The organism is Streptomyces sp. NBC_00234 (assembly GCF_036195325.1).
Taxonomy (GTDB): domain Bacteria; phylum Actinomycetota; class Actinomycetes; order Streptomycetales; family Streptomycetaceae; genus Streptomyces.
This window is the reverse complement of sequence record NZ_CP108101.1, coordinates 1,642,810-1,660,276: the sequence shown is the minus strand read 5'-3', so window position 1 is coordinate 1,660,276 and position 17,467 is coordinate 1,642,810. Positions and strand designations below refer to the sequence as shown.

18 protein-coding genes are annotated in these 17,467 nt (G+C 71.1%); 12 read left to right on the top strand and 6 right to left on the bottom strand.

Translation table 11 applies throughout. The annotated features are described in order from the left end of the window. Positions 1 to 13 precede the first annotated feature (13 nt). From OG230_RS07165 to OG230_RS07155, 3 genes are all read left to right on the top strand, one after another. On the top strand, positions 14 to 1,165 hold the full coding sequence (locus OG230_RS07165) for an acyl-CoA dehydrogenase family protein (RefSeq protein WP_328909281.1): 1,152 nt from the start codon (positions 14 to 16) through the stop codon (positions 1,163 to 1,165). A 97-nt stretch (positions 1,166 to 1,262) separates the two neighbouring features. Further along, on the top strand, positions 1,263 to 1,553 hold the full coding sequence (locus OG230_RS07160) for a YiaA/YiaB family inner membrane protein (RefSeq protein WP_328909280.1): 291 nt from the start codon (positions 1,263 to 1,265) through the stop codon (positions 1,551 to 1,553). A gap of 82 nt (positions 1,554 to 1,635) precedes the next feature. After that, positions 1,636 to 2,256: a TetR/AcrR family transcriptional regulator gene (locus tag OG230_RS07155; RefSeq protein WP_328909279.1), complete on the top strand. Its 621-nt coding sequence runs from the start codon at positions 1,636 to 1,638 to the stop codon at positions 2,254 to 2,256. Here OG230_RS07155 and OG230_RS07150 read toward each other — a convergent pair. Beyond that, positions 2,247 to 2,708, bottom strand: a complete 462-nt coding sequence (locus tag OG230_RS07150) for a MaoC family dehydratase (protein ID WP_328909278.1) — start codon at positions 2,706 to 2,708, stop codon at positions 2,247 to 2,249. The genes OG230_RS07155 and OG230_RS07150 overlap by 10 nt on opposite strands. A 119-nt stretch (positions 2,709 to 2,827) precedes the next feature. Between OG230_RS07150 and soxR the strand changes: the two genes are divergently transcribed. Both soxR and OG230_RS07140 read left to right on the top strand, forming a co-directional pair. Next, complete coding sequence (gene soxR / locus OG230_RS07145; RefSeq protein ID WP_328909277.1) at positions 2,828 to 3,343, top strand: redox-sensitive transcriptional activator SoxR; 516 nt, start codon at positions 2,828 to 2,830, stop codon at positions 3,341 to 3,343. A 79-nt stretch (positions 3,344 to 3,422) separates the two neighbouring features. Then, positions 3,423 to 4,199, top strand: a complete 777-nt coding sequence (locus OG230_RS07140) for a hypothetical protein (protein WP_328909276.1) — start codon at positions 3,423 to 3,425, stop codon at positions 4,197 to 4,199. A gap of 18 nt (positions 4,200 to 4,217) precedes the next feature. On the opposite strand, the gene OG230_RS07135 is transcribed toward OG230_RS07140, so the two are convergent. Both OG230_RS07135 and OG230_RS07130 read right to left on the bottom strand, forming a co-directional pair. Next, positions 4,218 to 4,829, bottom strand: coding sequence for a hypothetical protein (locus OG230_RS07135; protein ID WP_328909275.1), 612 nt, complete (start codon positions 4,827 to 4,829; stop codon positions 4,218 to 4,220). A gap of 182 nt (positions 4,830 to 5,011) precedes the next feature. Further along, positions 5,012 to 6,277, bottom strand: coding sequence for an exo-beta-N-acetylmuramidase NamZ family protein (locus OG230_RS07130; RefSeq protein ID WP_328909274.1), 1,266 nt, complete (start codon positions 6,275 to 6,277; stop codon positions 5,012 to 5,014). A gap of 174 nt (positions 6,278 to 6,451) precedes the next feature. On the opposite strand from OG230_RS07130, the gene OG230_RS07125 reads away from it, so the two are divergent. The 6 genes from OG230_RS07125 to OG230_RS07100 all read left to right on the top strand — a co-directional run bounded on the left by OG230_RS07125 (position 6,452) and on the right by OG230_RS07100 (position 12,139). Next, positions 6,452 to 7,216, top strand: a complete 765-nt coding sequence (locus OG230_RS07125) for an SDR family oxidoreductase (RefSeq protein ID WP_328909273.1) — start codon at positions 6,452 to 6,454, stop codon at positions 7,214 to 7,216. Continuing rightward, positions 7,213 to 8,880 carry an AMP-binding protein gene (locus OG230_RS07120; RefSeq protein WP_328909272.1) on the top strand — a complete coding sequence of 556 codons (1,668 nt, stop codon included), beginning with the start codon at positions 7,213 to 7,215 and terminating at the stop codon, positions 8,878 to 8,880. Before OG230_RS07125 ends, OG230_RS07120 begins: the two co-directional genes overlap by 4 nt. 37 nt (positions 8,881 to 8,917) lie before the next feature. Next, positions 8,918 to 9,511, top strand: coding sequence for a TetR/AcrR family transcriptional regulator (locus tag OG230_RS07115; protein WP_328909271.1), 594 nt, complete (start codon positions 8,918 to 8,920; stop codon positions 9,509 to 9,511). Positions 9,512 to 9,597: 86 nt separating this feature from the next. Further along, the gene (locus OG230_RS07110) at positions 9,598 to 9,744 is read left to right on the top strand and encodes a hypothetical protein (protein WP_328909270.1); all 147 of its coding nucleotides are present in this window, start codon (positions 9,598 to 9,600) and stop codon (positions 9,742 to 9,744) included. Positions 9,745 to 9,914: 170 nt separating this feature from the next. After that, on the top strand, positions 9,915 to 10,247 hold the full coding sequence (locus OG230_RS07105; protein ID WP_328909269.1) for a glycosyltransferase: 333 nt from the start codon (positions 9,915 to 9,917) through the stop codon (positions 10,245 to 10,247). A gap of 320 nt (positions 10,248 to 10,567) precedes the next feature. Continuing rightward, complete coding sequence (locus OG230_RS07100) at positions 10,568 to 12,139, top strand: class I tRNA ligase family protein (RefSeq protein WP_328909268.1); 1,572 nt, start codon at positions 10,568 to 10,570, stop codon at positions 12,137 to 12,139. Positions 12,140 to 12,224: 85 nt separating this feature from the next. Here the strand turns inward: OG230_RS07100 and OG230_RS07095 are convergent, their stop codons facing one another. After that, entirely contained in the window at positions 12,225 to 13,256 is a 1,032-nt protein-coding gene (locus OG230_RS07095; RefSeq protein WP_328909267.1) for a helix-turn-helix transcriptional regulator, read from the bottom strand. Positions 13,257 to 13,724: 468 nt separating this feature from the next. Between OG230_RS07095 and OG230_RS07090 the strand changes: the two genes are divergently transcribed. Continuing rightward, the gene (locus OG230_RS07090) at positions 13,725 to 15,059 is read left to right on the top strand and encodes a M28 family metallopeptidase (protein WP_328909266.1); all 1,335 of its coding nucleotides are present in this window, start codon (positions 13,725 to 13,727) and stop codon (positions 15,057 to 15,059) included. Positions 15,060 to 15,159: 100 nt separating this feature from the next. Here OG230_RS07090 and OG230_RS07085 read toward each other — a convergent pair whose 3' ends face one another. Continuing rightward, the gene (locus tag OG230_RS07085; RefSeq protein WP_328909265.1) at positions 15,160 to 16,374 is read right to left on the bottom strand and encodes an acyl-CoA dehydrogenase family protein; all 1,215 of its coding nucleotides are present in this window, start codon (positions 16,372 to 16,374) and stop codon (positions 15,160 to 15,162) included. Positions 16,375 to 16,382: 8 nt separating this feature from the next. Then, the gene (locus OG230_RS07080) at positions 16,383 to 17,405 is read right to left on the bottom strand and encodes a phosphotransferase family protein (RefSeq protein ID WP_328909264.1); all 1,023 of its coding nucleotides are present in this window, start codon (positions 17,403 to 17,405) and stop codon (positions 16,383 to 16,385) included. Between the last annotated feature and the right edge of the window lie 62 nt (positions 17,406 to 17,467).

Here is a 17,467-nt window from a genome sequence, read left to right as displayed (position 1 = left end):
GGAGTGGCGCAGGATGAACCTGGAGCTGAGCGAGGAGCAGGAAGCGGTCAGGCAGCTCGCCGTGGACTTCGTGGCGCGCGAGATCACCCCGCACGTCGTGGAGTGGGACCGGGCCGAGAATGTCGACAGGTCGATCGTGAAGAAGCTGGGCGCCCTCGGCTTCCTCGGGCTGACCGTCCCGGAGGAGTACGGCGGCTCCGGCGGCGACCATCTGGCGTACTGCCTGGTCACCGAGGAGCTCGGGCGCGGTGACTCGTCGGTGCGCGGCATCGTCTCCGTCTCGCTGGGCCTGGTCGCCAAGACCATCGCCTCCTGGGGCGACGAGGAGCAGAAGCGCCAGTGGCTGCCGCGGCTCACCTCGGGCGAGGCGATCGGCTGCTTCGGTCTCACCGAGCCGGGCACGGGCTCCGACGCCGGAAACCTGGCGACGAAGGCCGTGCGCGAGGGCGACGACTACGTCATCAACGGCACCAAGATGTTCATCACCAACGGCACCTGGGCCGATGTGGTGCTCCTCTTCGCCCGCACCAACGACGCCCCCGGCCACAAGGGCGTATCCGCGTTCCTCGTGCCCACCGACACTCCTGGGCTGAGCCGCCGCACCATCCACGGCAAGCTCGGCCTCCGCGGCCAGGCCACCGCCGAAGTGGTGCTGGAGGACGTCCGGGTGCCCGCGTCCGCGCTCATGGGGCCCGAGGGCAAGGGCTTCTCGATCGCCATGAGCGCCCTGGCCAAGGGCCGGATGTCGGTCGCGGCGGGCTGCGTGGGCATCGCCCAGGCCGCCCTCGACGTGGCCGTGCGCTACGCGGGCGAGCGCGAGCAGTTCGGCAAGCCCATCGCGGGCTACCAGCTGGTCCAGGAACTGATCAGCGACATCTCCGTGGACGTCGACGCGGCCCGCATGCTGACCTGGCGGGTCGCCGACCTCGTCGACCGCGGCCAGGACTTCGCCACCGCCGCGTCCACGGCCAAGCTCTTCGCCTCCGAGGCCGCCGTCCGGGCCGCCAACAACGCGCTCCAGGTCTTCGGGGGATACGGCTACATCGACGAGTACCCGGTCGGGAAGCTGGTCCGGGACGCCCGGGTGATGACGCTCTACGAGGGCACCAGCCAGATCCAGAAGCTCATCATCGGCCGCGCCCTGACGGGGGTCTCCGCCTTCTGACCGTCACCTTCCGGCGCGCCACCCGAACGGCCGTCTGAGTACCGGACTGAGTATCTGCACCGATGTGGTGCGCGTCACCGTCCCCGAGCCTGGGGGCATGAGTGAGACAACATCGGTCAAGCAGCAGAGCACCGCGGCCTTCTACGGTCAGGCCGTCGCCTCCTTCGGGGTGGCGATGGGCGCGGTCGCTCTCGGTATCTACTTCCTCGAGGCGGACGCCTGGGTGCGCGCCTTCCTGGCCATCGGCGTCCTGTACCTCGTCACTTCGTGCTTCACTCTGGCCAAGGTCATCAGGGACCGCCAGGAGGCGGGGCAGATCGTCAGCCGCGTCGACCAGGCCAGGCTGGAGAAGATCCTCGCCGAGCACGACCCCTTCCAGAAGCTCTGACGATCCCGCTCCCTCGGACCCTAAGCGCTTGCTCAGGATCGGGGTATGGTGTTCGTCCTGCCGATGGAAGGGGCGAGTGACGATGAGCACGGCGGAGGACACCGGCGAGGACACGCCGTGGGGCGAGGTCACGCCCGAGGCGGCACGGCGGCTTCTCGTCGCCGCCGTCGAAGCCTTTGCCGAGCGCGGGTACCACGCGACCACCACCCGTGACATCGCGGGCCGGGCCGGGATGAGTCCGGCGGCGCTCTACATCCACTACAAGACCAAGGAAGAGCTGCTCCACCGGATCAGCAGGATCGGTCACGACCGGGCCCTGGCCGTCCTGGAGGCCGCGGCGGGCAGTGACGGCTCGGCGGCCGAGCGGCTCGCCGACGCCGTACGGTCCTTCGTCCGCTGGCACGCCGAGCGGCACACGACGGCGCGCGTCGTGCAGTACGAACTCGACGCGCTCGCCGACGAGCACCGCACCGAGATCATCGAGCTGCGCAGGCAGAGTGACGCGGTGGTGCGCCGGATCATCAGTGAGGGCGTGGCCGCGGGGGAGTTCGACGTCCCCGACGTCCCGGGCACCACGCTCGCGGTGCTGTCCCTCTGCATCGACGTGGCGCGCTGGTTCAACGCCCAGGGCAGCCGGACGCCCGACGAGGTCGGCGCTCTCTACGCCGACCTCGTCCTGCGGATGGTCGCGGCTCAGAAGTAGTAGCGGGACACCGACTCGGCGACACAGGCGGGCTTGTCGCCGCCCTCGCGCTCGATGGTGACCACCGCGGTGACCTGCACGCCGCCGCCCGCCTCCTCGACGCTCTTGAGCACGGCGGTGGCGCGCAGGCGCGAGCCCACCGGCACGGTCGAGGGGAAGCGCACCTTGTTGGTGCCGTAGTTGATGCCCATCTTCATGCCCTCGACCCGCATGATCTGCGGCACGAGCGCGGGCAGGAGCGAGAGCGTCAGATAGCCGTGCGCGATCGTCGTGCCGAAGGGGCCGGCGGCGGCGCGCTCGGGGTCCACGTGGATCCACTGGTGATCGCCGGTGGCCTCGGCGAACTGGTCGATCCGCTTCTGCTCGATCTCCAGCCACTCGCTGTGGCCCAGCTGCTCACCCACTCCGTCGCGCAGCTCCTGTGCGGACGTGAAGATCTTCGGCTCTGTCATGTTCCTGGTCCCTGCCTTCCGGCTCTCCGCCCTTGACGGGCCGCCTGATGTCTAAGCGCTTGCTCAGCATCCTTGGGTGAGTGCTCTCCTGTCAACGGATGACCAGTAGGGTTCGAGGGGTGCCACAGATCCCGCAGACACTCCATGAACTCACGGTGGGCCAGCTCTCCGCGCGAAGCGGCGCCGCCGTCTCGGCCCTGCACTTCTACGAGTCCAAGGGCCTGATCAGCAGTCGGCGCACGAGCGGCAACCAGCGCCGCTACACCAGGGACGCGCTGCGCCGCGTCGCCTTCGTGCGCGCGGCCCAGCGGGTCGGCATTCCGCTGGCCACCATCCGGGACGCGCTCGCCGAGCTGCCCGAGGAGCGCACCCCCAACCGTGACGACTGGGCGCGGCTCTCCGAGGCGTGGCGCACCGAACTGGACGAACGCATCAGGCAGTTGGCCCGGCTGCGCGACCACCTCACCGACTGCATCGGCTGCGGCTGCCTGTCGCTGGACACCTGTGTGCTCTCCAACCCGAACGACATCTCCGGCGAGCGGATGACCGGCTCGCGTCTGATGTCCGAGGCCAGGAAGGGGCAGCCGGCGGAGGGCGCGGAATGCGTGGAGGCCGCGGAGGAGGGGTGCGCGTAGAGGGGCGCGCAGTCCTCTGGTAGCGTCGCGCTCTTCGGCCGACGGCAGTCGCGTCCGGAGTCCCGTCAGGACAACTCCCTTGACCTCGCACTCCCTTGACCGGTCCATCGCCCGCGTACGCACGGTGTTCGCCGGAATGACGAGCCCGACGGAGACCGGCTGCGGCCGGTGCCACCTGCCCTCGGAGATCGAACTGCTGCGCACGCCGGACGTGCCGGTGCCCGCGGAGGTGCTGAGCATGTTCGGCAGGGAGGTACCCAGCCACTTCGACGACCGGGACGCGTCGATACGCAGGCTGCTGCCCGATCTCGTCGTGCTGATCGCGCGCGGGGAGTTCGACGGTGAGTACGGCGGGCTGAACTCGATGGGCAGTATCGCCTGGGGCGACTGGCCCGCCGAGCAGCGCGAGGCCGTCTTCGCCTTCTTCGAGGCGTGGTTCGTCCAGGCGCTGCGTACCCCGCCGCCGGGCCGTGGCGAGGACGCACCCGCCGGTACCGACTTCGATCAGGTGCTCCGTACCTGCGTGTCCGCCCTCAGTACCGTCACGCCGTTTCTCGCCCTGTGGGCCGCGGAGCCCCTCGGTTCCGTCGCCGACGCCCATCTGGCGGCATGGGTGGAACTGCACGCCGACGACCTCGTCAACAACGAGTGGCCGCTCGGCTGGTGGTGCGACTACAGCCGTGACGAGCCGGTCGCCGAGGTGCAGGCGTGGTTGTGCGAGCAGGCTCCCGCCCGGCTGCGCGCCCAGGACGCGGACCCCGGGCTGCTCTTCCGGATCGACCTGCTGGACCTGCCCTACGACGACCGCTGGCCCGCCTTGGAGGTCTGGGAGAACACCACCTCCGCGACCGGCTGAGTGCCGCCCCCGCACGCATCAGGCCGCCGAGGCCAGATCCGGCAGCCGTATCCGCCGGGCTCTGGCCAGCGTCCCCGGTGTCAGCACGTGCTGCGGCACCACGATCCCGCAGCCGGTGCACACCGGGCCCGACCACGGCTCCTGCTCCAGTTCCTGCCGCCAGGCGATGCCCTGCTCCGTGCAGACCGGACACACCGTCCCCGGCGCCGACCCCAGGGCCGAGATCAGCCGCCCCAGCACCTCGGCGAGCGGAGCCGAGGGGTGCACGTCCGGGTCCTCGCAGCGCGCGATCCCGTTGCCGCCCCAGGTCCGCCGGTGCCAGTCGTCGAAGGAGGCCGGGCGGCGCAGCCCGTCGCGCTTCTCCCGCCGCCGCCGCTCGGCGAATCCCGACTCGTACGCGAGCCAGACGGCCCGCGCCTCTTCCAGTTCCTTCAGCGCGCCCACCAGGCGGGCCGGGTCGGGAGCCCGGTCCTCGGGCTCGATCCCGTGCCGGGCGCACAGGTGGTCCCAGGTCGCCCGGTGGCCGTAAGGGGCGAATCGTTCGAGGCATTTGCGGAGCGAATACCTCCGCAGTGCCAGATCGCCCCGCGGATCGCGGACCTGTCTCGCAAGACTCCGGAAACCGGCCATGTCACTGCCACCTCCGTCGCTCGTACTTCGGCGTCACGTAATGGGACGTACGGCTGCCCGATTCGGCTCCATTCAAAAGTGACGCGTCCACAGCCTGAGACGGCCGAGGTGAGGCGGTACGTGTCCGGGGGCGGCGACCGCGGTGCGGGCCCGGCAGAGCGGGCCCGCACCGCGGACGCGGTTCAGCGGTACTGAAGGTACTGCTTACGGGTCGCCCGGAACGCCGCCAGGTCCGCTGCCCAGGCACCCACGACCTCGTCCGTACCGGCGCCCGCGTCGATCATCGTGCGGACCCGGGTGTTGCCCGTCAGCTTGTCGATCCAGTTGTCCGCGCGCCACGCGAAACCACTCCAGGACTGCTTCGCCGTCACGAGCAGCGCGATGCCCGTCCGGACCGGGTCGAAGACCGTCCGGTCCTGGACGTGCACCTGGACGCCGCCGACCGTCTTCCCCTGGAACTTGGAGAACGTCGGCGCGAAGTACGCCTCGCGGAACGCCACCCCGGGCAGGTCCAGGGCGTTGGCGGCAGCCGCCCAGGTGCGGTCCACCCCTTCGGCGCCGAGCAGTTCGAACGGCCGGGTCGTGCCGCGGCCCTCGGAGAGGTTGGTGCCCTCGAAGAGGCAGGTCCCCGAATAGACGAGCGCCGTCTCGGGCGTCGGCATGTTGGGGCTCGGCGGCACCCACGGCAGCCCGGTCTCGTCGAAGAAGTCCGAGCGCCGCCATCCCGACATCGTGACGATGTCCAGCTCCACCGGCCGGTCCGCCAGGAACTCCGCGTTGAAGAGCAGGGCCAGCTCGGTGACCGTCATGCCGTGCGCCTGGGCGATCTCCCTGCGGCCCACGAACGTCGCGAACGCCGGTTCCAGGACGGGCCCGAGCGCCGCCCGGCCGGTCACCGGGTTCGGCCGGTCCAGCACGACGAACCGCTTGCCCGCGAGCGCCGCCGCCTGCATGCAGTCGTACAGCGTCCAGATGTAGGTGTAGAAGCGGGCGCCCGCGTCCTGGATGTCGAAGACGACCGTGTCCACGCCCGAAGCGGTGAAGATGTCGGCGAGCGCCTGACCACTCTTCAGATACGTGTCGTAGACCGGGAGTCCGGTCGCCGGGTCGTCGTACCGGCCCTCGGAGCCGCCCGCCTGCGCGGTGCCGCGGAAGCCGTGCTCGGGGCCGAAGACCGCCGTCAGGTTCACCCGCTCGTCGGGGTGCATCACATCGACGATGTGGCGCACGTCCGAGGTGATCCCGGTCGGATTGGTGACGATGCCGACCTTCTGCCCCTTCAGCAGCCGGTAGCCGTCGGCGGCCAGCCGGTCGAAACCGGTACGGACGCCACCGCGCCCGGAGCCCTGTCCCGTGAGGGCAGCCGCGCTTCCGGTCCCGGCCGCTGTGACCGCGAGGGCTCCCACGGCACCGCCGGCCGTCAGCAATCCACGTCTGGACAGGCTCATTCGTCAACCTCCATGATCGCGCCGACTGTCATGGTCACGCACGCTAGCGCGGGCACGGGCCCCACGGAACGACCCGGACCCGCGTAGATTCCCCGTCCTGCCACCCACCCCTTCCCGGATCACATACCGACTGGTTAGTCTGCCGTTGCAGTCGGCTGAGAGAGGCGGGATCCGATGAGTTCGGTGCAGGGCGCGGGCGTGGTGGTCACAGGAGCCGGAGGCGGTATCGGGGCCGCCCTGGCCCGCAGGTTCGCCGCGGAGGGCGCGCGGGTCGTCGTCAACGACCTCGACGTCGGCCGGATCAAGGCGCTCGCCGAGGAGATCGGCGGCACCGCGGTCGCGGGCGACGCCTCGCAGATCGTCGACGCCGCCCGCGACGCGCTCGACGGGACGGTGGACGTGTACTGCGCCAACGCCGGCCTGGCCTCGCCCGGTGACGCCTTCGCGGACGAGGAGGTCTGGGCCGCGGCCTGGGACGTCAACGTGATGGCCCACGTACGCGCGGCGAAGGCACTGCTCCCGGACTGGCTGGAGCGCGGCAGCGGCCGCTTCGTGTCCACCGCGTCCGCCGCGGGACTGCTGACGATGATCGGCGCGGCGCCCTACAGCGTGACCAAGCACGGCGCGGTCGCCTTCGCGGAGTGGCTCTCGCTGACCTACCGCCACCGCGGGGTCAAGGTCCACGCGATCTGCCCGCAGGGCGTCCGTACGGACATGCTGACCGCTGCGGGCTCGGCGGGCGAGCTCGTGCTCACCCCCAGCGCGATCGAGCCGGAGGCCGTCGCGGACGCGCTCTTCGACGCCATCGAGGAGGACCGCTTCCTCGTCCTGCCGCACCCCGAGGTCGCCGGCTACTACCGGGCCCGTGCGAAGGACCCCGACCACTGGCTGGGCAATATGAACCACCTCCAGCGGAAGTGGGAGGAGACCGGCGCATGACCGAGTCGATCTACGCGGCCAAGCCCTGGCTGGCCCTGCTCAGCGAGGCCCAGCTCGCCCCCGTCGCCCCGGCCGAGACGCTGGTGCACGCCTTCCGCGCCGCCGTCGCCCGGGCCCCCGGCCACACGGCGCTCGCCTACTTCGACGGACGTGTCGACTACCGCGAGACGGACGCGCTCTCGGACTCCGTGGCCGGGCACCTCGCGGCCCGGGGGCTGGTGCGCGGCGACCGCGTCGCGATCATGCTCCAGAACTCGCCGCAGTTCGTCATCGCGCTGCTCGGCGCCTGGAAGGCCGGCGCCACCGTCGTGCCCCTCAACCCGATGTACAAGTCCGGCGAGGTCGGCCACGTACTGAAGGACGCCGGGGTGACCGCGCTGATCTGCTCGGACCGGGCCTGGGACTCCTATCTGCGGGCCACCGCGGAGGCGGCCCCGGGCGTACGGATCGCCCTCACCGCCTGCGAGCTGGACCTCCAGACGAAGAACGACCCGCGCGTCCTGGGGTTCGAGCGCCTCCCCGCGCCGGGCGCCGACGACCTGGCCGACGACCTCGTGACCGTCGCCCGGCAGGGTCTCGCCGCCCCGGCCGGGCGGGAGCTCGGGGCCGAGGACGTGGCCCTGATCAGCTACACCTCGGGGACCAGTGGCACCCCCAAGGGAGCCATGAACTCCCACGGCAACATCATGGTCAACGCCGAGCGGCAGCGCACCGGCCACCCCGTCGCCGAGGGCTCCGCCTACTTCGCGCTCGCCCCGCTCTTCCACATCACGGGCATGGTGTGCCAGCTCGCCGCCTGCATCGCCAACGCGGGCACCCTGGTCCTCGCCTACCGCTTCGAGACCAGCGTCGTCCTCGAAGCGTTCGCCGAGCACCGCCCCGCCTACACCGTCGGCCCGTCCACGGCCTTCATGGCGCTCGCCGCCCACCCCGGCGTCACGCCCGGGCACTTCGCCTCCTTCCAGGTGATCTCCTCCGGCGGCGCACCGCTGCCGCCCGCGCTGGTGGAGAAGTTCCGGGCGGGCTTCGGCCCGTACATCCGCAACGGCTACGGACTCACCGAGTGCACGGCCCCCTGCGCCTCCGTGCCGCCGGAGCGGGAAGCCCCCGTCGACCCGGTCTCCGGGACGCTCTCGGTCGGCGTTCCCGGCCCGGACACGGTCGTCCGGATCATCGACGAGAACGGCCAGGAGGTGCCCTTCGGGGAGCAGGGCGAGATCGCCGTGCGCGGGCCCCAGGTCGTCCGGGGCTACTGGAACCTCCCCGAGGCCACCGCGGCGGCGTTCCCTGACGGCGAGCTGCGCACCGGCGACATCGGCTTCATGGACGCCCAGGGCTGGCTCTACGTCGTCGACCGCAAGAAGGACATGATCAACGCCTCGGGCTTCAAGGTGTGGCCGCGCGAGGTCGAGGACGTGCTCTACACCCATCCGGCGGTCCGCGAGGCGGCGGTCGTGGGCGTCCCCGATCCGTACCGCGGCGAGACCGTCCGGGCCTATGTCAGCCTGCGGCCCGGCGCCGAGGTCGAGCCCGGCGACCTGGGCGCGTACTGCAAGGAGCGGCTCGCCGCGTACAAGTACCCGCGCGAGGTGGAGATCCTGACGGAGCTCCCGAAGACGGCAAGTGGGAAGATCCTCAGGCGGGAACTGCGTTCCCCCCGTTAGGACAGTTCACGCATCGTACGAAAGGCAGGTGGCGGCAATGGCCAAGGCGACGGACGGGAACGGCACTCCCGTCCCTCAGAGGCTGCTGGCCGCCGCCACCCGGCTCTTCGCCGAGCGCGGTTACGACCGCACCTCGGTCCAGGAGATCGTCGAGGCGGCGGGGGTCACCAAGGGCGCCCTCTACCACTACTTCGGCTCCAAGGAAGACCTCCTCCACGAGGTGTACGCCAGAGTGCTGCGGCTCCAGCAGGAGCGGCTCGACGCCTACGCGAACGCGGACGCGCCGATCGAGCGGAGACTGCGCGACGCGGCGGCCGACGTGGTCGTCACGACCATCGAGAACCTCGACGACGCCTCGATCTTCTTCCGCTCGATGCACCATCTGAGCCCCGAGAAGAACAAGCAGGTGCGCGTGGAGCGACGCCGCTACCACGAGCGTTTCCGGGCGCTGATCGAAGAGGGCCAGAAGGCCGGGGTGTTCTCCACGGCGACCCCCGCGGACCTCGTGGTCGACTACCACTTCGGCTCGGTCCACCACCTGTCCACCTGGTACCGCCCCGACGGCCCCCTCAGCCAGCAGGAGGTCGCCGACCACCTGGCCGACCTGCTGCTGCGCGCCCTGCGTCCCTAGGGCGTCCGCCCGGAGTCGCGCCGTACGGCGGGGGCGGCGCGACCCTCGCGGGTGACGATTTCCGCGAAAGGGTCGAAGCTGGATATATGACCCACGTTCCCGCTCTCTGGAACGCGGCGTACGGACCGCACCACGCGCGGGCCGTCCGCCTCGGCGCGCGGCTGCTGCTGCGCCTGCGGGCGTTCCTCAGAGAGCTCGCCCTGGCCGACCACGAGTCCTCCGGCGGCTACTAGGGCCTGCCGGGTTCAGGTCGGCCGGCGCTTCCGGTGACGGGTGGCCCTCTCCTGCTCCTGCGGGTTCACCTCGCCGGACCGGTGGCAGGGGAGGCCGGTGGGCGGCAGTGCCGAGCGGCCTGTCAGTCTGTGCGCCCTGACTCACCATCAACCAGGGAGGACGCGCACCCATGCGCTCAAGACTTCTCACCCTCGCGGCTGTTGCCACCGCACTCTCCGCCGCCGGTGTGCTCGTGACCGCGCAGGGCGCCGTCGCGGCGACGCAGTCCAGCTGCGACTACAAGGTCCTGTGGCCGACGGCAGGCGTGTACGAGGAACCGAACCCCTACAGCGTGATCGTGAAGACCAAGCAGGCCGGTGACATCGTCGGCGCACCCGGCCCCGGCTGCGAATACGCCAGTTGGGTCGACAACTCCTACAACGTGACCTACGCGCGCGTCAGTACCGCGGCGGCGGCCGACGGCGTGGGCTGGATGCGGTACGACGCACTCGTCCGCGTCTGACGGTCGCCTCGCGCCCGTCGGGACACCGCCCGCGCCCCACGTAGGTCCCGAGCCACGACGGGCCGGACGCCCCCGAAGCTCAACGCCGCTGCCGCCGCCGGACATCCGGCGGCGGCAGCGGTCCGCTCGGCCGCATACCCGGACGGCGGCACCCGCCGACGCGCGTGGCGTATCCACGTCACGGCGTGAGTCCGCAGGCTCCCGCACACGTCCCCACGACCGTTCCCCTGCCACGCTGGTGAGGACGGATGACCGCCAACACACGGACGGTATCCGGGCGTTCGCGCGCATCCTCACACGACTCGGCAGAACGGACACCCATGCGAACCACAGCGTCCCTGTGGATCACCACGACACCGATCGCCACGCACGGCGAGCTCCACCTCGGACATCTGGCCGGCCCCTACGTCGCCGCCGACGCCCTCACCCGCTTCCTGCGCGCCGACGGCGAGAGCGTGCTGTTCACCACCGGAACCGCCGACCATGCGGCCTCGGTCGAACTGCGGGCCCTGCGCACCGGAAGGCCGCCCGCGGCGGTGGCCGAGGGCAACCGCGCGGCGATCGAGGCCGATCTGCGCCGGGCCGGGGTCGAGTTCGACCAGATCGCCCGGCCCCGGCGCTCGGCCGGATACCGCCGCTGGGTCCAGGACGTCGTGTCCAGGCTGCACGCCGAGGGCATCGTCGTCCCACGCGTACGCCCCCTGCCGTACTGCGAGCCCTGTGGGCGCTGGCTCCACGGCGCCCATGTCACCGGCGGGTGTCCGCACTGTGCCGCCCCCGCGTCCGCGGGCACCTGCCGCACCTGCGGGCGGCCCAACGACGGGGGCGACCTGGCCGTACCCCGGTGCGTCCTGTGCGGGACGGCGGCGCACCCGCGCAGGCTGCGCCGTCTGTACCTGCCGCTGGAGCCCTTCCGCGACGACCTCGTCTCCTACTGGGCGACCGCCGGAATGCCGCCCAGGATCGCCGCGCTGTGCGAGAGCCTGGCCGAGGACGGGCTGCCGGACGTGGCCGTGTCCCAGCCCGGCCGCTGGGGCGTACCGGTGCGGGTGGAGGGCTTCGACGACCACGTCGTGGACGCCGGCTTCGAGGCCGTGGCGCTGCAGCTGTCCGGCCACGGCACGGTGGCCGACGAACTGCCCGGCCGCGCGGTCCGGTTCAGCGGTGCGGGGCACGCGTTCCACGAGGCCGTGCTGCTTCCGGCGCTCCTGCTGGAACAGGGCGTGAAGCCCGCGCACGTCCACGTCGTCGGCGAGACCTACCGCCTGACGGAGGAGGACGGGACGGGCCTGTGGGCGCTGGACCTGCTCAACGAGTTCGGCTCCGACACCCTGCGCCGTCACGTCCTGGAGACCCGCGCCGCCGAGCGTCGCTCCGGGTTCCGCCGCGACCGCCTGACACGCAGCCGCCAGGTCCTCGACGACACCTGGAACACCTGGCTGAACGGCCTGTTCGGCGCCGTGCGGGCCGAGAACGGCGGCCTGGTGCCCGCCGCGCAGCCGGACGGGGCCGGCTGGGACGTCCAGCTGCGCAGGCTGACCGGGGCGGTCGGCGACCTGCGACAGGCGTACGGCCCCGATGCCTTCGACCCGCGCCGGGCGGTCGCCGTGCTCGACGAGGTCGTCAGGTCGGTCGCCGGCTTCGGTGAGGAGGCGGCCTACGAGCGTTCACGGCCGGGGCGCGGCGACGCGTACCTCGGTGTGCTCGCGGCCCAGTTGAGTGTGGCGGCGGCGCTCAGCGCCTGGGCGCGGCCGGTGATGCCGGAGGGCGCCGACCGGCTCGCCGCCGTGCTCGGGGTGCCGCCGGGCCGCCCGGTGACTCTGGACGCGCTCGCCGTACCGCCCGCCGGAACGCCACTGGCCTCGCCGACCGGGCCGGTCTTCGGTTTCTGAGGGACGGGTGCGGTGCGGGACGGACCGGGCACACACCGGACTCAGGCCCACAAGGCCGTCCGGGCGCTCCCGGGTCCGTCCGTGCTCAGTCGAGCAGGCCGGACCGGGTCGCGCGCACCCCGGCCTCGAACCGGCTCGACGCGCCGAGTTCGTGCATCACCTCGGACAGCAGCCGGCTCACGGTCCGCAGCGAAACCCCGAGGCCGCGGGCGATCTTCTCGTCCTTCATTCCGGAGGCGAGCATCCGCAGCGCAGCCCGCTGCTGGTCCGTCAGCCCGTCGGCGCCCGGTGCGGGAGACTGCTGCGCACCGTACGGCGAGGCCGTCTGCCAGCAGTACTCGTACAGCGCCCGGTAGGAACGCACCAGCGTCGCGCCGCGGGCGAGGACGGCGCCGGCGGCGGGGTCCTCGGGGTCGACGGGCAGGACCGCGAAGCGGTGATCCGCGACGATCATGTTCATCGGCACCACCGGCGACAGGCGTACCTCCACGCCCAGTTCGGCCTTGCGGCGCAGGTGCTCGGCCACCCCGGGCGACGCGGCGAGGTTCTGGTTGTAGACCGAGCGGACCCGTACGCCCCGTTCGAGCTGGCGCCGGTCCCGGCTCAGTGAGCGCTCGGAGATCTCCCGCACCAGCGAGGTGGGGTGCATCGAGCACAGGTCGTCCTCGACGACGTCGGTGATGTCCTCCAGTGCCTGCTGGATGCGCCGGTAGTCGGTGATCACCTCGAACTCCGCCTCGGCCCCGGACAGCGTCCCGGCCTTCAGGAAGCGGCCGGCGAGTGCTTCGAGCGTGCCGTACGCCTCGTCGGCCCGGCGCAGATGCTCGCCCAGCCTGGTCCGTTCCTTCTCCAGCAGCCGCAGCAGGGCGATCTCGGGGTCGATGACGGCGACGTCGTCGGTCTCCGCCTCCGGCCGGCCGCCCTCACGGAGCGCCCTGCGGTCGTCGTGCTTGTTGTCCGTCTCGACGATGAGCCCGAGAGCCAGCAGCTCGTCGCGGTACCGCTCGCGCTCCTCCGGGGTGAGGCCGGCGTCCGTGAGGACGACGTCGACGCTGGAGGCGCCCCGGGCCCGCAGCTCCTGGTACAGGGCGAGCGCATGGTCGGTCGATCGGGTCACGGCTCGGTTGACGGCATTAACCACGGGCGGATTCCCCCTTGTTGATCCGTTCGTCGCGCCGTCCATCCTAGGTCGTGTCCGCAAAGTCTCGTCTGGCCGGCGGTGTCTGGCACGCACTCTCGCGGCGTTGCCGAAATGCCCGAGTAGCTCCGCTACAAGGGCACTCCGGCGCCTTGCGAGAGCACGCACCAGATGCCGCCGGCCCCACCCTTCGGGTGGACGACGATATTTTGCGGACACTCCCCAGGTCTTCATGATCGTGGGAGCCGGGCCGCTCCCGCCTCCGCCCGGTGCCGTCCGTTTATAGAACGTGCATGTCCGGTTCCCGCTCTTGACGGTGCGCGGTCATCTCGCTGAACATCGGTCACGCACGTCGCACCAGCAGCTCCAGGACCCGGTCGGGCACGGCGTGGCCGGGTCACCCCCCGCACGTTCCGTCAGTCCCCGAACGGAATCCGGAGCCTCGAAATGATCCCCAACCGCTTTGCGCTGCGCAGATCCCGGGCAGCCGCCGCACTCGCCTTCGTCGCTCTGCTCGCGACCGCCGCCCCGGCGGCGCAGGCGGCGGACCCGAGCGGGGCCGCGGCCCCGCAGGCAGCTGCCGCCCCCGACATCCCGCTCGCCAACGTCAAGGCCCATCTGACCCAGTTGCAGTCGATCGCCACCGCCAACGGCGGCAACCGGGCGCACGGCAGGACGGGCTACAAGGCGTCGATCGACTACGTGAAGGCCAAGCTCGACGCGGCCGGGTACACCACGGCCCTCCAGCAGTTCACCTCGGGCGGTGCCACCGGCTACAACCTGATCGCCGACTGGCCCGGCGGCGACCCCAACCAGGTCCTGATGGCGGGCTCGCACCTCGATTCGGTGACCTCGGGCGCCGGCATCAACGACAACGGGTCGGGCTCGGCCGCCGTACTCGAAACCGCTCTCGCCGTCTCCCGCGCCCAGCTCGCACCGGACAAGCACCTCCGGTTCGCCTGGTGGGGCGCCGAGGAACTGGGGCTCGTCGGCTCCAAGTACTACGTCAACAACCTGCCGACGACGGAGCGTTCGAAGCTCTCCGGCTATCTCAACTTCGACATGATCGGCTCGCCGAACCCCGGCTACTTCGTCTACGACGACGACCCGGTCATCGAGCAGACCTTCAAGAACTACTTCGCCGGTCTGTCGGTACCCACCGAGATAGAGACCGAGGGCGACGGCCGTTCCGACCACGCCCCGTTCAAGAGCGCGGGCGTGCCCGTCGGCGGTCTGTTCACCGGAGCGAGCAACACGAAGAGCGCCGCGCAGGCCCAGAAGTGGGGCGGCACCGCGGGGCAGTCCTTCGACCGCTGCTACCACTCCTCGTGCGACACCACGGCCAACATCAACGACACCGCCCTGGACCGCAACAGCGACGCCGTCGCCCACGCGATCTGGACCCTCTCCGCCGGTACGGTCACCCCGCCGGCCGGTGACGTCTACTCGACCACCACCGATCTGAGCGTGCCCGACAACGGGGCTGCGGTGAGCTCCTCGCTCGCGGTGACCGGCCGCACCGGCAACGCGCCCTCCGCCCTCCAGGTCGGTGTGGACATCAAGCACACCTACCGGGGCGACCTGGTCGTCGACCTGCTGGCCCCCGACGGCACCGCCTACCGGCTGAAGAATTCGAGCAGCAGCGACTCGGCCGACAACGTGATCACGACCTACACGGTCAACGCCTCGGCGGAGGTGGCGAACGGCACCTGGAAGCTCCGGGTGCAGGACGTCGCCGCGCAGGACACCGGCTACGTCGACAGCTGGCAGCTCACCTTCTGAGCCGTTCGGGGAGGCGCGCACCGCGCGCCTCCCCGAGCAGTACCTAAGGTCTTTCGTTTGGATCAGCCCGGCATGATCCGCATGATCCAAACGAGAGGGCCTAGAGGTACTTCTTGATCTCGCGGCGGGCCAGCGACCGCTGGTGCACCTCGTCCGGGCCGTCCGCCAGACGCAGCGTCCGTGCCGCCGCCCACAGTTCGGCAAGCGGGAAGTCCTGGCTGACCCCGCCCGCGCCGTGCAGCTGCACCGCCTGGTCGAGGATGCCGACGACCGCGCGCGGGGTGGCGATCTTGATGGACTGGATCTCGGTGTGCGCACCGCGGTTGCCCACGGTGTCCATCAGCCAGGCCGTCTTCAGGACGAGCAGCCGTAGCTGCTCCACCGTGACCCGGGCGTCCGCGATCCAGTTCTGGACCACGCCCTGCTGGGCGAGCGGCTTGCCGAAGGCCGTACGGGACACGGCCCGCCGGCACATCAGCTCGATGGCCCGCTCGGCCATCCCGATCAGCCGCATGCAGTGGTGGATACGGCCCGGGCCCAGCCGTGCCTGGGCGATGGCGAAGCCGCCGCCCTCCTCGCCGACGAGATTCGTGGCGGGCACCCGCACATCGGTGAACACGACCTCGGCGTGACCGCCGTGGTAGTGGTCCTCGTATCCGTACACCTGCATGGCGCGCCGCACTTCGAGCCCCGGGGTGTCGCGCGGGACGAGGATCTGCGACTGCTGGCGCCGGATGTCGGAGCCGTCGGGGTCGGTCTTGCCCATCACGATGAAGATCCGGCAGTCCGGGTTCATCGCCCCGGAGATGTACCACTTGCGGCCGTTGATGACGTAGTCGTCGCCGTCCCGCGTGATCCGGGTCTCGATGTTCGTCGCGTCCGACGACGCCACCTCGGGCTCGGTCATCGCGAACGCGGACCGGATCTCACCGGCGAGCAGCGGCTCCAGCCACTGCTTCTTCTGCTCGTCGGTGCCGAACTGGTGGAGCACCTCCATGTTCCCGGTGTCCGGGGCCGCGCAGTTCAGCGCGGTCGGCGCCAACTGCGGGCTGCGGCCCAGGATCTCGGCGAGCGGGGCGTACTGGAGGTTCGTCAGCCCGGCACCGTACCCGGCGTCGGGAAGGAAGAGGTTCCACAGGCCCTGCCTGCGCGCCTCGGCCTTCAGGTCCTCGACGATCTGCGGGGTGTCCCACGGCGACGCGAGGTGCTCGCGCTGCTCCTCGGCGGTCTTCTCCGCCGGGTACACGTGCTCGTCCATGAAGGTGAGCAGCTTGGCGCGCAGCTCTTCGGTGCGGGCGTCGAATGCGAAGTCCATGGGGTAACTCAGCCTTCCTGGAGGGTGGTGAGGCCGTGCTCGATGAAGACGGGGACGAGATCGCCGATGCGGTCGAAGCCGGCGCCGACGGTCTGGCCCAGGGTGTAGCGGTAGTGGATGCCCTCCAGGATCACGGCGAGCTTGAACCAGGCGAACGCCGTGTACCAGGAGATGGCGGAGGTGTCCCGGCCGGAGCGGGCGGCGTAGCGCTCGATCAGCTCCGCGGGTGTCGGGTGGCCGGCGGCGCCGCTCGTGGTGGAGACCGGCGACTCGGGCAGGTCGAGGTCGGAGCTGTACATCACCAGCAGGCCGAGGTCGGTCAGCGGGTCGCCGAGGGTCGACATCTCCCAGTCCAGGACGGCCCTGATCTCGTCGTCCGGGCCGATCAGGACGTTGTCCAGGCGGTAGTCGCCGTGCACGACGGTGGGCGCGGGGGAGGCGGGCAGTGCGCGGCCGAGCGCGGAGTGCAGCTCGTCGATCCCGGCGAGTTCGCGGTTGCGGGAGGCGTCCAGCTGCTTGCCCCAGCGGCGCAGCTGCCGGTCGAGGAAACCCTCCGGGCGGCCGAAGTCACCGAGCCCGACGGACTCGGGGTCCACGGCGTGGAGATCCACCAGGGTGTCGACCAGGCCGAGGATCGCGGCCCGGGTGCGGGCGGCGCCGAGCGGGGCGAGCTCCTCGGCCGTACGGAAGGGGGTCCCCTCGACGTACTCCATGACGTAGAAGGGGGAGCCGATGACTGAATCGTCCTCGCAGAGCAGCACCGGCTCCGGTACCGGCACGGCGGTGGGGTGCAGGGCGCTGATCACCCGGTGCTCGCGCTTCATGTCGTGCGCGGTGGCCAGGACATGACCGAGCGGAGGTCTGCGAACGACCCAGCGGTGGGTGCCGTCGCTCACGATGTACGTGAGGTTCGAGCGCCCTCCCTCGATCAGCCGGGCTTCGAGCGGTCCGCTCACCAGCCCCGGCCGCTCGCGGTCGAGATGGCCGCGCAGCAGGTCGGGGTCGAGACCTGGCGGGTGGACTGAGCTCATGGTGCGCACCTCCGGGGCGGTAGGACGATCGGTGACCATGATGCCGACCAGTCGGTATGTCG